This is a genomic window from Oerskovia turbata (assembly GCF_000718325.1).
In the GTDB taxonomy this organism is placed as follows: domain Bacteria; phylum Actinomycetota; class Actinomycetes; order Actinomycetales; family Cellulomonadaceae; genus Oerskovia; species Oerskovia turbata.
Genome location: NZ_JOFV01000002.1, coordinates 153,930 through 166,782, shown reverse-complemented (window position 1 = coordinate 166,782; position 12,853 = coordinate 153,930). Strand labels below are relative to the sequence as shown.

The following is a 12,853-nucleotide window of genomic DNA, read 5'->3' as shown; positions in this document are numbered from 1 at the left end:
GCGTGCCCGACGACGAGGGTACCGACCGGACGTCCTGCAGGATGCAGCCGTGCGCCACCGCCCCCAGCCGCCCGAGCCCGCCCGCCTCCCCGGATCCTTCGCGGCCGTGAGCAGGTGGGGACGCACCCTCGCACGTCTGCTCGTCCCGGTCGAGTGCCCCGGCTGCGGTGCGCAGGACGTCACGCTCTGCGCGGCGTGCGCGCAGGTCCTGGACCGCGCCCCGACCCGCCGCGAGGCCGACGCCCCACGGCTCGACCGGATGGACGGGACCCCGCCGCTGCCGGTGTGGGCGCTCGCGTCGTACGCCGGCCCGCTCCGGGGCATCGTCGTGGCGTGGAAGGACAGGGGACGCCACGACCTCTCGACGGTCGTGCAGGGGGCCGCGTACCGCGCGGGGCGCGCCGTCGCACCCTGGGTGCGCGACGCCGTCGGGCAGGTGGACGGCCCGTGGGCGCGCACCCCGACGCGCATCCTGGTCGTGCCCGCACCGTCGTCCGGCGCGGCGCGCCGGACCCGGGGCTCCGAACCGGTCCGGGGGCTCGCCGCAGCCCTCGCCCGCGCCCTCGTGGACGCCGGGGTCCCCGCGCTCGCGGCGCCCGTCCTGGCGCAGCGAGGGCGGCGGGGACGGGACCAGGTCGGACTGGGGTCGAGGAGCCGCGGCGCGCGCCTGCGGGGAGTGCGGACCGCGCGCCGCGCGGGGCGCCAGGGCCTCCTGCGACCTGGCACCGTCTGCCTCCTGGTGGACGACGTGCTCACCACCGGGGCCACGCTCGCGGCGTGCGAGCGGGTCCTGGAGGACGCCGGAGCCCGGGTCCTCGGTGCGGTCGTGCTCGCCGCGACACCCCCTCCACGGCGAGGTGGCTCGCCACCTGAAGTTCATCTCCCGAAGATGCTGCCTTTACCTACCGGGAGGGTTAACCTGGGGACCAGTCGTCACGGGGAACGGTTGGTAGGGGACCCGTGCGGCCACAGAGCGATCGACCCGAGGCAAGGTCCTCGGGCAGGGAGGTGATAGGTACTCCGGATCCCCCTCGGGGGAGCCAGACCCAGGACCACACGGGACGCTCTGGAAGCACCGAGAGCGTCCGAGACCCTTTGCGGAGGCTCACATGGAGATCGTTGTCGTCGGCAGGCACACGGAAGTGGCTGACCGCTTCCGCCGACACGTGGAAGAAAAGCTCGCGAAGTTCGAGCAGCTCGCACCGACCGCCCAGCGGATCGACGTCGAGGTCACCCACGAGAACAACCCCCGACTGTCCGAGGTGCGCGAGAGGGTCGAGCTGACCGTCCGCGCCAAGGGACCCGTCGTCCGCGCCGAGGCGGCAGCAGACGACCGGTTCGGGGCGCTCGACCTGGCCATGAACAAGCTCCAGGAGAGGCTGCGACGCGTCAGCGACCGTCGCAAGAACCACCGCAACAACAACCCGCTTCCGCCCGTCGACGTCCGACCGTTCATCCCGGAGGACAAGCACCCCGAGCCCGCGCCGGAGCACCCGGCAGCGCCGGGGGACGCTATCGAGACCCAGCTCGGCGACTCGCCCGTCGTCATCCGTCAGAAGCTCCACTCCGCAGAGCCCATGACGATCGACGACGCCCTCTACGAGATGGAGATGGTGGGCCACGACTTCTACCTCTTCGTCGACGTCGAGACCGCCCGCCCCTCGGTCGCCTACCGGCGCCGCGGCTGGAGCTACGGGGTCATCGCGCTCGACACGTCCTGCGCCGGCGGCACCAAGGCCGTACCCGAGGCGAGCTGACCGCCGCCACCAGCCGACCCGACGGGGTGGCGTCGCCGACCAGGCGGCGCCGCCCCGTCGGCGCGTCCGGGCGGGTGTCGGTGGCGCGCGGCAGGATGAGTGGGGTGAAGACCGAGTCGATGTCGCTCGCCCAGGCCCGCCGGGTCGCCCTCGCCGCGCAGGGCCTGCACACCCCACGGCCCGACGCCGCCACGCACCGGCAGGTCACGCTGCGCCAGGTGCAGCGCACCGTGGACCGGCTCGGGCTCCTCCAGATCGACTCGGTCAACGTCCTGGCCCGGGCCCACCTCGTCCCGCTGTACTCGCGGCTCGGCCCCTACGACGTGTCGCTGCTCGAGCGGGCGGCCGGACGCGCGCCGCGCCGGCTCGTCGAGTACTGGGCGCACGTCGCGTCCTACGTCCCGCCCGAGACCTACCGCCTCCTGGAGTGGCGCCAGCGCGCGTACCGCACCGAGGCCTGGGGGTCGATCAGCGGGGTCGAGGCCTCGCACTCGGCCGTCGTGGAGCACGTCCGGCAGATCGTGGCCGAGCGCGGGCCGGTCACGGCGAGCGAGGTCCACGCGATCCTCGAGGCCCAGGGCATGGGCGAGGCGCGCGGCACCGCCGAGTGGGGCTGGAACTGGTCGCTGGCCAAGCGGGCCCTCGAGCTCCTCTTCTTCACGGGCGAGATCACGGCAGCACGCCGCAACGCCGCGTTCGAGCGCTGCTACGACCTGACCGAGCGGGTCCTGCCGCCCGCGGTGCTCGCCGCACCGCCCGTGAGCGACGAGGACGCGGTCCGCCGCCTGCTGGAGATCGGGGCACGGGCGCACGGCGTCGGGACGCTGCGCTGCTTCCAGGACTACTTCCGGCTCAAGGGCCCGGCCCCGCGCCGTGCGCTGGCCGAGCTCGTCGAGGACGGCGTGCTCCGCCCGGTCGAGGTTCGCGGCTGGGACGAGACCACGTACCTGCACCGCGACGCCGTGCTCCCGCGCCGCGCCCAGGGACGCGCGCTGCTCAGCCCGTTCGACCCCCTCGTGTTCGAGCGCACGCGCCTCGAACGGCTCTTCGGCACCTACTACCGCATCGAGATCTACGTGCCTGCGGCCAAGCGGGTCCACGGCTACTACGTGCTGCCGTTCCTCCAGGGCGACCGCATCACCGCGAAGGTCGACCTCAAGGCGGACCGTCGCGCCGGGCTGCTCCGCGTCATGTCGGCGCACCGCGAGGAGCACGCCGACTCGGGCACCGCGCCGGCGCTCGCGGCCGAGCTCCGCCTCATGGCGACCTGGTTGGGGTTGGCGGACGTCGTCGTCGGGCCGGCGGGGGACCTGGCGCCCGCGCTCGCGGCCGAGGTCGGACGGGTGGACGCCGGGGCTGCCGGGTAGCCCACGCACCCGGGCCGTGCGTTTCGCCGGAGAGCGAAACCACAGGTACCGGACAGAAGACCACCCACGCGCCGGACTCGCCTACGATGGTCTGTGGTGTGATCCAGCCGACTGCCGCCAGGTGGTCGCCTCGCATTCGCCCCGGACCGTCCGGCCCGGGGGCGCGATCGATACGGGAGTACTGCGTGCCTGCGATCCTCGAGAAGGTCCTGCGCTTCGGCGAGGGCCGGATCCTGAAGAAGTTGTCCGGCCTGGCAGAGCAGGTCAACAAGCTGGAGCCCAGCTTCGAGGACCTGACCGACGAGGAGCTGCGCGAGGAGACCGACCGCTTCAAGGAACGGCTCGAGAACGGTGCGACGCTCGACGAGATCCTCCCCGAGGCGTTCGCCGCGGTCCGTGAGGCCGCCCGCCGCACCCTCGGGCAGCGTGCCTACGACGTGCAGCTCATGGGCGGCGCGGCCCTGCACCTGGGGAACATCGCCGAGATGAAGACCGGTGAGGGCAAGACCCTCGTCGGCACCTTCCCCGCGTACCTCAACGCGCTCACGGGCAAGGGCGTGCACGTCGTCACGGTCAACGACTACCTCGCCAAGTACCAGAGCGACCTGATGGGCCGCGTCTTTCGCGCCCTGGGCCTCACGACCGGCTGCATCATCTCGGGCCAGACGCCCGCCGTGCGCCGCGAGCAGTACGCCGCGGACATCACGTACGGCACGAACAACGAGTTCGGCTTCGACTACCTGCGCGACAACATGGCGTGGAGCACCGACGACCTGGTGCAGCGCGGCCACAACTTCGCGATCGTCGACGAGGTCGACTCGATCCTCATCGACGAGGCGCGCACCCCGCTCATCATCTCGGGCCCCGCGTCGGGCGACGCGAACCGCTGGTACGGCGAGTTCGCCAAGGTGGTCCGCCGCCTGAGCCCGGAGACGGACTACGAGGTCGACGAGAAGAAGCGCACCATCGGTGTGCTCGAGCCCGGCATCGCGAAGGTCGAGGACTACCTCGGCATCGAGAACCTGTACGAGTCGCTCAACACGCCGCTCATCGGGTTCCTCAACAACGCGATCAAGGCCAAGGAGCTCTTCAAGCGCGACAAGGACTACGTCGTGCTCAACGGCGAGGTCATGATCGTCGACGAGCACACGGGTCGTATCCTCGCGGGCCGCCGCTACAACGAGGGCATGCACCAGGCCATCGAGGCCAAGGAGGGCGTGCAGATCAAGGCGGAGAACCAGACGCTCGCCACGATCACGCTCCAGAACTACTTCCGTCTGTACGACAAGATCTCCGGGATGACCGGTACGGCCGACACCGAGGCCGCCGAGTTCCAGGGCACGTACAAGCTGGGCGTCGTGCCCATCCCCACGAACCGCAAGATGCAGCGCGTGGACCAGCCCGACCTCGTGTACAAGAACGAGGAGGGCAAGTTCGACGCCGTGGTCGCGGACATCGTCGAGCGCCATGCGGAGGGGCAACCGGTCCTGGTCGGCACCACGAGCGTCGAGAAGTCCGAGCTCCTGTCCTCGAAGCTCAAGAAGCAGGGCGTCCCGCACGAGGTCCTCAACGCCAAGCAGCACGAGCGCGAGGCCGCGATCGTCGCGCAGGCGGGCCGCAAGGGCGCCGTCACGGTCGCGACCAACATGGCCGGCCGTGGTACCGACATCATGCTCGGCGGCAACGCCGAGTTCATGGCGGTCGCCGACCTCGCCGCGCGCGGGCTCGACGCCGCGGAGAACCCCGAGGAGTACGAGGCCGCGTGGCCCGAGGCCGTCGAGCGCGCCAAGGCCGCCGTGGCCGCGGAGCACGACGAGGTCACCGAGCTCGGCGGGCTCTACGTCCTGGGCACCGAGCGTCACGAGTCGCGCCGCATCGACAACCAGCTCCGCGGTCGTTCCGGCCGTCAGGGAGACCCGGGCGAGTCCCGCTTCTACCTGTCGATGCAGGACGACCTGATGCGCCTGTTCAACTCGGGTCTCGCCGAGTCCATGATGAACCGTGCGGGCTTCCCCGACGACGTGCCCCTCGAGTCGAAGATCGTCACGCGCGGCATCGCGAGCGCGCAGGGTCAGGTCGAGGCGCGCAACTTCGAGATCCGCAAGAACGTCCTCAAGTACGACGACGTCCTCTCGCGCCAGCGCACCGTGATCTACGACGAGCGTCGCCGCGTGCTCCAGGGCGAGGACATGCAGGAGCAGGTCCAGCACTTCATCACCGACGTCGTGACGGCCTACGTCGACGGCGCGACGTCCGAGGGCAACCCGGAGCACTGGGACCTCGACGCGCTGTGGACGGCGCTGCGTGCGGTCTACCCCGTCTCGATCGAGGTCGACGAGGTGCTCGAGCAGGCCGGGGGAGCCACGCGCCTGACGCGTGAGCTGATCCTCGAGGAGATCCTGTCCGACGCGCGCGTGGCCTACCAGGACCGTGAGGCGTCGCTGGGCAGCTCGAACATGCGTCAGCTCGAGCGCCGCGTGGTGCTCTCGGTGCTGGACCGCAAGTGGCGCGAGCACCTCTACGAGATGGACTACCTCAAGGAGGGCATCGGCCTGCGCGCCATGGCGCAGCGTGACCCGCTCGTCGAGTACCAGCGCGAGGGCTTCCAGCTCTTCCAGGCCATGACCGAGGCCATCAAGGAGGAGTCGGTCGGCTTCCTGTTCAACCTCGAGGTCAAGGTCGCCGAGCCCGACGCGTCGCCGGTCAACCCGGTGTCGGCCGCGGCTGCCGCGCAGTCGGCGGCCGGTCAGGCGTTCGGCGGCACCGCCGGGGCGGCAGGGGCCGCCGCGGCGGCCGGAGCTGCGGCGAAGGCTGCGGCGGACGCCAAGGCTGCTGAGGCTGCACGGGTCCAGGCTGCGTCGCAGGCGCACGCCGACGCCGTTCAGGACGAGCCCGTCGAGGACGAGCTCGTGGACGCTCCGGTCGCACCTGCCCCGAAGGCCGAGCCGACGCTCATCGCGAAGGGCCTCGACGGCCCGAGCGAGCGGGTGCCGCTGCAGTACTCGGCACCGGCCGACGACGGCTCGGGTCAGGCCGTGGTCTCGGGTGACGGCTCGCGCCGCGCCCGCCGGGCCCTGCACGGCGAGGCCACCGCGGTCGAGGGCGACGGGCGCACGTTCCCCGGCACGCCCCGCAACGCCAAGTGCCCCTGCGGCTCGGGCAAGAAGTACAAGCTCTGCCACGGGCTGAACGAAGAGGAGTAGCCCTCCCCGCGAGGGCACCTGCGAGCGGCGGTCAGCCGATCTCGAGGACCACGACGCGCCACATGCCGCGTCGGGCCTCGAGTCGGAGGGCCGCCGCTCGCACTCTGTCCATGTCCTCCAGCACCACCGTGGCTTCGGCCGTGGCCTCGCCGAGCCGCACCAGCCGGGCCCGGCGGACGACGACGGGCCGCGCGGCGGCGTCCGGCTCGGTGGTGCCCTGCATCAGCAGCGCGCGCCGGCCCAGCGCGTCGAAGACGTCCGGTGCGAGCCACCGCTGGAGCTGCGCCACGGGTCGCTCACCACGCAGGACCTCGACGGCCGCCCGGACGACCGAGCAGCAGATCGAGGTCGGGTCCGGCAGCACGGGATCGGTCGTCGCCGTGACGGGCCGACCGTTGTCGGCGAGGTCCTCGGCGACGGGGAACTGCGGCGCGCCGCCGAAGGTCAGGACCCGTGGCCCCCGCGGGACGGATCGGGGAAGCGTGGCTGCCGGAACGGCGAGGCGAGGAGCCGCGCCGGAACGAATCGGGCGGGCGTGAGGGCGGACGGCGGTGATCGACATGGCGTCTCCTGGGGTCGGCAAGGGCCGGTGCGTCGACGGACGCCCGGTGGGACGGTGTACGAGGTCGGTGGTGCGAAAGCGCTGGATGCTGGGTCAGGGCGTTCGGGGTGCCTGCAGGACCTGACCCGGTCTGATGAGGTCGGGGTCCTGGCCGATGATCTCGGCGTTCGCCGCGTACCAGCGTCTCCACTCCGCGGCGACCTGAGCGTCGGTCGCTCCCTCGCCGAGTGCCCGCGCGGCGAGGGACCAGAGGGAGTCGCCGCGCAGGACGACGACCGAGACGGTCGAGGCGTCGTCCCCGACGACCGGCGTTGTGACGGAGCGCCCGGTTCCGTCTGGTCGAGCCGTGCCCGACGGGGCGCCGGTGAGCAGGGGCTCGTCGTGCGGTGCCGGGACGGCGCGTTGCGTGCCGCCCAGCAGCCCGCTGAGGGGGACGTGACCGGGCCCCGTCGTCGCGGTGCTCGGGACCCTGAGAGGTGGGGCTGACGCCTGGTTCCCTGCGCCGTGGGCAGGTGACGTGTCCGTCGCCGGTGTGGGCTTTTCCCGCTGCCGTGTGTCCAGGTCAGGGGAACTCGGGCTGGCGGGTGCGACCGACGGGGTGACGGTCCGCGTCCCTGGGCCCTCAGCGGGGGTCTCCCGGTCGTCGGACAGCGGGGGCACGATCGCTGCGTCGTCCAGGGCGGACCCGGCGGGAACCTCCGTCGGTACGGCGGCCGGGAGAGGAAGCTCCGGGTTGAGGGGCTGCCCGGGGGACGTGCTCTGCCAGCCGAGGTCGACGACGGTCGGTGCCGGGACGGGCGCGGCCGGGTCGGGCTCGACCGCCTGCGCGCTCCCTGCCCCCAGGACGAGCCCGGCCCCGACGGACACGGCGACGCCCGTGCCGGCGAGCCTGCGGACGAGGGCGGGGGCGAGCCGGAGGACGAAGTTCTCACCGGCCGTCCACCGGAGTCCTGCGGCGCGCACGAGGACGCACGACGCGGCGAGCGCGGAGTTGATCGACACCCAGACGGCGAGCAGGGCTCCCGCCCCGACGAGCGGCAGCTCCAGATAGGTCTCGATGCGAGGGGCGGGGAGGTCACCCGCGAGGGTCAGGACCCGCAGGGTGAGCAGGGCTGCGGTGGCGCCCGTCGCGGCGGCGAGGGCGAGGAGAGCGGTCAGGCGCCGGCCACGGCGGGGCTCACGCCGTGCGTTCGCGTGGTCGGGTCCGGAGTGCTGCGCCATGCTTCCCCCTGAAGATGGACGACGACGTCGAGCCCGCGGTCGGGTCGATCATCGCGTTTGATGCAGTTTGATCGTGCTACATCCAACTAGACCATTCCGCAGTTGTCCAGAGGTAGTTCGCAGAGCGGACGCCTCTGGACGAAACCCCCGGGGCGACCGCTACGGTGTGGGCGTGCGCTGGGACCTGCTGTTCGCCGACCTCGAGGCACAGCTCGACGCCGCCGACGTCCAGGCGGAGGCCCACGTCCTCGGGGACCTCACCCGAGCCGAGCAGGCCACGATCTCGCTCGCCGACCGCCTCCGGGGGAGCATCGGGGGGCACCCCGTCGGTGTCCGTCTCGTCGACGGTTCGCACCTGACCGGTCAGGTCCGGACAGTCGCCGCCGACTGGTTCCTGCTCGAGGACGGGAAACGGCGCCACGTCGTGCCTCTTCTCGCGACCACGGTGTTCGACGGGCTCACCGCGCACGCCGTCCCGGCGCCCTCCGGCACAGGAGCAGGGCGCGGGCTGCCGACCCTGCTGAGGGCGCTCATGCGCGACCGTGCCGTCGTCCGCGTGCGGACGCTCGCCGGGGAGGTCGACGGACGCGTCGCACGGGTCGGCAAGGACCACCTCGACGTCATGGACACCGCGGGTGGCACGAGAAGCAGCCGTGTCGTCCCGTTCGCAGCGCTGCTCTGCGTGAGCGAGTCGTAGGCGACGGGCCGGGGGGCAGAGGACGTGCAGGGGGAGCAGGAGGTGCGTCGTGCGACGAGCGCGCCACGCCGAGGACGCCCGCTCGTGCGCGGGGCCTCAGGACTCGAAGTCGCCCGCGTCGATGCGGGTGCGGGTCTGCGCGTACATGCGCTGGATGTAGTTCTCGAGCTCGCTCGCCTCGACCCTCCACTGCCCCCGTCCGCCGACCTGGATCGCCGGGAGGTCACCGCTGCGGACCAGCGCATAGGCCTGCGCCGCAGAGATGTTGAGCTCCTCCGTGACGTCGGCGAGGGTGAGGAAGCGCTGTGACATGGGCACAGTCTTTCACGGCACCGACACCGTTCCGGGTTGTCCACAGGCGACCGCCCCCCGCGCCCGCGAGGGGTGCGCCGATCGGCATGATGGCCCCGTGGCCTCCTGACGCTCTCGCTGCGGGGGTGCCCCTCCCGTCCCCGCCCGCACGAACCTCCCGACCACGAAACGGACGCTCATGACGACCTCTCTCGACGCGCTGCCGAGCCCCACCGTCGCCCGACTGCGACGACCAGGCTGGCGGGACCCTCGCCTGCTCCTCGGGCTCGTGCTCGTCGCAGCCTCGGTCGCCCTCGGCTCGTGGGCCGTGTCGTCGGCCAGCCGGACCGTCGCCGTCTACGCCGCAGCGGGCCCCCTCACACCCGGTGAGCCCGTCGACGCGAGCAGCCTGCGGGTCGTCGAGGTGCGCCTCGGCTCCGGGGACGGTAAGTACTTCCTCGCGGGACGACCGCTGCCCGACGACCTGGTGGCGCTGCGCGTGGTGGGCGACGGCGAGCTCGTGGCCCGGTCCGCGGTGGGAGGTTCGGACGAGCTCGCGGTCCGTGCCGTGGCGATCCCGGTGGCGGGGGCGCTCTCCGACAGGGTCACCGACGGTGCGCTCGTGGACGTCTGGTTCGTCCCGGCCGCCGACGGCGGTGCCACGGCGCCCGACCGGAAGACGGCGGACGCGAAGGACGGGAGCGAGCCCTACACGCTCGCGGCGCAGGTCGTGGTCGCGCAGGTCGCCGAGTCCGGGGGGACGCTCGTGTCAGGAGGGCCGACCACGCTCCACGTGCTGGTTCCCACGGACGAGCTGCCCGGAGTCCTCGCGGCTCTCGCGGCCGAGGGCGAGATCGCGGTCGTTCCCGTCGCCGGCGGCAGCGCATGACCGCCGACGCGACCCTTCCTGTCGCCTCGGTGCTGTGCGCGGTGCGGGGCAGCGGCGAGACCGCGGTCGTGACGGCGCTGACGACCCCCGGTTCCGGTGTCGCCGTGGCGCGCCGGTGTGCGGACCTCACCGAGCTGCTCGCCGCGGCCGGCGCCGGCGCCGGGACGGCCGCGATCATCTCGGCCGACCTCCCCGGGATCGACCGTGAGTCGATCGCGCACCTGCACGGGTGCGGTGTGCGGGTCGTCGTGCTCGCCGGTCGGCAGGAGTGGCTCGGGGACCGGCTGCGTGCCATCGGTGCCGACGTGGTCCTCGACGAGGACACCCCGAGCGAGGTCCTCGTCGCGACCGTCCGCGACGAGGCCCACGGGCGGGGGCAGCGCAGCGGTCCGGGAGGCCCACCGTCGGGCGACCTCACCGAGCGGCCCGGTGGAGACGGCGTGCACGACCCCGCCCCGCGGGCCGGGAAGATCGTCGCGGTCTGGGGGCCGACCGGTGCCCCCGGGCGGACGACGCTCGCCGTGCACCTCGCGGCCGAGCTGGTCGGGGCGGGCGCCCGACGGGCGCGACGCGGTGGGCGACGTCGCCGCCGGGACCAGGGCGCGCCGTCGGGCACGGAGGGCGCAGACCACGCCGAGGTGCTCCTCGTCGACGCCGACACCTACGCCGGCTCGGTGGCCCAGCACCTCGGCCTGCTCGACGAGTCGCCGGGCCTCGCGGCGGCCGCCCGCAGCGCGGGGCAGGGGACCCTCGACCTCGCGGGCCTGGCGCGCCTGGCCCCGGTCGTCGTGCCGCGTCTGCGTGTCCTGACAGGGATCACGCGCGCCGCGCGCTGGCCCGAGCTCCCGGCGACGTCGCTCGACGTGGTCTGGGGGCTGTCCCGAGCGCTCGCGGACTGGACGGTGATCGACTGCGGGTTCGGGCTCGAGCAGGACGAGCTCCTGTCGTACGACACGCACGCCCCGCAGCGCAACGGCGCGACGCTCAGCGCGCTGGCCGCCGCGGACGTCGTGCTCGTCGTCGGCGGATCCGACGCCGTCGGGATCCAGCGGCTCGTCCGGGGCCTGGGAGACCTGGCGGACACGGGCGCCACGAGCGGGGCACTGCGGATCGTGGTCGCGAACCGGGTCCGCTCCTCGGCGGCCGGGCCCCGCCCCGAGGCGGCGGTCCGGGACGCGCTCGGCCGGTACGGCGGTGTCACGGACCTGCACGTCCTCCCCGACGACCGGCACACCCTCGACGCGGCGCTGCTCGCGGGCAGGACCCTCGCCGAGCACGCGCCGGACGCCCCGGTCCGACGGGCCGTCGCCGAGCTCGCCCGGCGGGTGCGAGGGGCGGTCGGGCCTCCCGTGAGTACGTCCCCGCCGGGCGGACCACGCGAACGCGTCCCGGAACCGGCACACTGATCCCATGCGCATCTACGTTCCCGCCACCGTCGACGAGCTCGACGCCGTCACCGTGACCGGCGACGAGGCCGTGTGGTCCCTCGCTCCGCGAGCCGCCCACGCCGTCACGTCCGCCCTCTCCCGCGAGCTGCCCGACGAGGACGAGGAGGGCCTGGAGTTCGCCGCAGCCCTCGAGGCCGCCGACGACTCCCTCGCGCTCATCGCCGGTCGCGTCGGCGCCCCCCGTCAGCGCCTGGTCGTCACGGTCGAGGTGCCCGACGAGATGGTCGCGCTGACCCAGCCCGGCGACGCCGAGTCGGCCGACGACCTCGCGCCCAGCGCGGTCGACGTCACGGCGTCCATCCCCGAGGTGCGCATCGTGTGCGTCCACGTCGACGAGCCCGAGGCCGCGGCGGACATCGCCGAGGTCTTCGCGGCCGCCGACGAGGACCGCGACGAGGATCTCGACGCCGCGCTCGACCGCGTGAGCGAGCGCGACCTGCTCTGGTACGACTGGTCGGAGCTCAAGAGCGTCCCGCGCGCGAAGTGACCTTGAGGTAGCAGGTGCCGAGAACGGACCTGAGGCCGCCATCCACCGGATGACGACCTCAGGTCCGTTCTCGTCCGCCGGGCAGCCGGGCAGCCGGGCAGCCGGGCAGCCGGGCAGCCGGGCAGCCGGTCAGCCGCCCGGCCGGCCCGGTCAGGAGAGGCGGCCCAGGATCTCGTCGTGGAGCAGGCCGTTCGTGGCGACGGCGTTGCCGCCCCAGGGCCCGGGCGAGCCGTCGAGGGACGTGAAGGTCCCGCCGGCCTCGGTGACGATGGGGACCAGGGCCGCCATGTCGTAGAGCTCGAGCTCGGGCTCGGCGGCGGCGTCCACGGCCCCCTCGGCCACGAGCATGTAGGACCAGAAGTCGCCGTAGGCCCGCGTGCGCCAGGTCTCGCGGGTCAGGTCGAGGAACGCGTCGAGCTTGCCGCGCTCCTCCCACCCGGACAGCGACGAGTAGGACAGCGAGGCGTCGTCGAGCCTGCCGACCTGCGAGACGCGCAGCCGGCTCGCGGCCGCGAGCGAGCGCCCGCTCCACGCACCCGTGCCCTTGGCGGCCCACCAGCGGCGGCCCAGGGCAGGAGCCGACACGAGCCCGACGACGATCTCGTCGCCGTCGGCCAGCGCGATGAGCGTGGCCCACACCGGGACCCCGCGCACGAAGTTCTTGGTCCCGTCGATCGGGTCGACGATCCAGCGGCGGGCGCCGTGACCGGTCTCGCCGAACTCCTCACCGACGATCGCGTCGCGCCCGCGGGCCCGCGAGAGGTGGCTGCGGATGATCTCCTCCGCGGCGCGGTCGGCGTCGCTGACCGGGGTGTTGTCCGGCTTGGACTCCACGGACAGGTCGAGCGCCTTGAAGCGGGACATGGTGTGCGAGTCGACCTGGTCGGCGATCACGTGAGCCAGGCGCAGGTCGTCGTCGTAGGTCGGCATG

The 12,853-nt window shown here is 73.2% G+C and carries 12 protein-coding genes; 8 read left to right on the top strand and 4 right to left on the bottom strand.

Features of this window, described 5'->3' with window-relative positions; translation table 11 throughout:
* Window positions 1–49 precede the first annotated feature (49 nt).
* The 4 genes from IE95_RS0102265 (at window position 50) to secA (ending at window position 6,327) form a co-directional block, all read left to right on the top strand.
* Window positions 50–1,012 (top strand): ComF family protein, encoded by a 963-nt coding sequence (locus IE95_RS0102265; RefSeq protein WP_206053315.1) that lies wholly within the window; start codon window positions 50–52, stop codon window positions 1,010–1,012.
* A 97-nt stretch (window positions 1,013–1,109) separates the two neighbouring features.
* Window positions 1,110–1,757 (top strand): ribosome hibernation-promoting factor, HPF/YfiA family, encoded by a 648-nt coding sequence (gene hpf / locus IE95_RS0102260; protein WP_030150005.1) that lies wholly within the window; start codon window positions 1,110–1,112, stop codon window positions 1,755–1,757.
* Between the two features lie 95 nt (window positions 1,758–1,852).
* On the top strand, window positions 1,853–3,124 hold the full coding sequence (locus IE95_RS0102255) for a winged helix-turn-helix domain-containing protein (RefSeq protein ID WP_030150004.1): 1,272 nt from the start codon (window positions 1,853–1,855) through the stop codon (window positions 3,122–3,124).
* A 185-nt stretch (window positions 3,125–3,309) separates the two neighbouring features.
* A complete protein-coding gene (secA, locus tag IE95_RS0102250) occupies window positions 3,310–6,327 on the top strand; it encodes a preprotein translocase subunit SecA (protein WP_030150003.1) in 3,018 nt (1,005 codons plus the stop codon).
* Window positions 6,328–6,358: 31 nt separating this feature from the next.
* On the opposite strand, the gene IE95_RS18550 is transcribed toward secA, so the two are convergent.
* Window positions 6,359–6,889, bottom strand: a complete 531-nt coding sequence (locus IE95_RS18550) for an Rv3235 family protein (RefSeq protein ID WP_129429425.1) — start codon at window positions 6,887–6,889, stop codon at window positions 6,359–6,361.
* Window positions 6,890–6,982: 93 nt separating this feature from the next.
* Window positions 6,983–8,110, bottom strand: a complete 1,128-nt coding sequence (locus IE95_RS20800) for a LysM peptidoglycan-binding domain-containing protein (RefSeq protein WP_030150001.1) — start codon at window positions 8,108–8,110, stop codon at window positions 6,983–6,985.
* Window positions 8,111–8,282: 172 nt separating this feature from the next.
* Here IE95_RS20800 and IE95_RS0102235 point away from each other — a divergent pair, with 172 nt between their 5' ends.
* The gene (locus IE95_RS0102235) at window positions 8,283–8,807 is read left to right on the top strand and encodes a hypothetical protein (RefSeq protein ID WP_030150000.1); all 525 of its coding nucleotides are present in this window, start codon (window positions 8,283–8,285) and stop codon (window positions 8,805–8,807) included.
* Between the two features lie 96 nt (window positions 8,808–8,903).
* Here IE95_RS0102235 and IE95_RS0102230 read toward each other — a convergent pair whose 3' ends face one another.
* Window positions 8,904–9,119, bottom strand: a complete 216-nt coding sequence (locus IE95_RS0102230) for a helix-turn-helix transcriptional regulator (protein ID WP_030149999.1) — start codon at window positions 9,117–9,119, stop codon at window positions 8,904–8,906.
* 178 nt (window positions 9,120–9,297) lie between these two features.
* Here IE95_RS0102230 and IE95_RS0102225 point away from each other — a divergent pair, with 178 nt between their 5' ends.
* Genes IE95_RS0102225 through IE95_RS0102215 form a run of 3 tightly spaced genes read left to right on the top strand, consistent with a single transcriptional unit; the run spans window position 9,298 to window position 11,922 of the window.
* Window positions 9,298–9,987: a hypothetical protein gene (locus IE95_RS0102225; RefSeq protein ID WP_030149998.1), complete on the top strand. Its 690-nt coding sequence runs from the start codon at window positions 9,298–9,300 to the stop codon at window positions 9,985–9,987.
* The gene (locus tag IE95_RS0102220; protein ID WP_030149997.1) at window positions 9,984–11,393 is read left to right on the top strand and encodes a CpaE/TadZ family protein; all 1,410 of its coding nucleotides are present in this window, start codon (window positions 9,984–9,986) and stop codon (window positions 11,391–11,393) included. Before IE95_RS0102225 ends, IE95_RS0102220 begins: the two co-directional genes overlap by 4 nt.
* A gap of 4 nt (window positions 11,394–11,397) precedes the next feature.
* On the top strand, window positions 11,398–11,922 hold the full coding sequence (locus IE95_RS0102215; RefSeq protein WP_030149996.1) for a DUF6912 family protein: 525 nt from the start codon (window positions 11,398–11,400) through the stop codon (window positions 11,920–11,922).
* Window positions 11,923–12,072: 150 nt separating this feature from the next.
* Here the strand turns inward: IE95_RS0102215 and hisN are convergent, their stop codons facing one another.
* Entirely contained in the window at window positions 12,073–12,852 is a 780-nt protein-coding gene (gene hisN, locus IE95_RS0102210) for a histidinol-phosphatase (protein ID WP_030149995.1), read from the bottom strand.
* Window position 12,853: the final 1 nt, after the last annotated feature.

Excerpts from the sequence above, each read along its gene's own strand:
- hpf (WP_030150005.1), top strand. The coding sequence starts at position 1,110 with ATGGAGATCGTTGTCGTCGGCAGGCACACGGAAGTGGCTGACCGCTTC.
- IE95_RS0102255 (WP_030150004.1), top strand. The coding sequence starts at position 1,853 with ATGAGTGGGGTGAAGACCGAGTCGATGTCGCTCGCCCAGGCCCGCCGG.
- IE95_RS18550 (WP_129429425.1), bottom strand. The coding sequence starts at position 6,889 with ATGTCGATCACCGCCGTCCGCCCTCACGCCCGCCCGATTCGTTCCGGC.
- IE95_RS20800 (WP_030150001.1), bottom strand. The coding sequence starts at position 8,110 with ATGGCGCAGCACTCCGGACCCGACCACGCGAACGCACGGCGTGAGCCC.
- IE95_RS0102230 (WP_030149999.1), bottom strand. The coding sequence starts at position 9,119 with ATGTCACAGCGCTTCCTCACCCTCGCCGACGTCACGGAGGAGCTCAAC.
- IE95_RS0102225 (WP_030149998.1), top strand. The coding sequence starts at position 9,298 with ATGACGACCTCTCTCGACGCGCTGCCGAGCCCCACCGTCGCCCGACTG.
- IE95_RS0102220 (WP_030149997.1), top strand. The coding sequence starts at position 9,984 with ATGACCGCCGACGCGACCCTTCCTGTCGCCTCGGTGCTGTGCGCGGTG.
- IE95_RS0102215 (WP_030149996.1), top strand. The coding sequence starts at position 11,398 with ATGCGCATCTACGTTCCCGCCACCGTCGACGAGCTCGACGCCGTCACC.
- hisN (WP_030149995.1), bottom strand. The coding sequence starts at position 12,852 with ATGCCGACCTACGACGACGACCTGCGCCTGGCTCACGTGATCGCCGAC.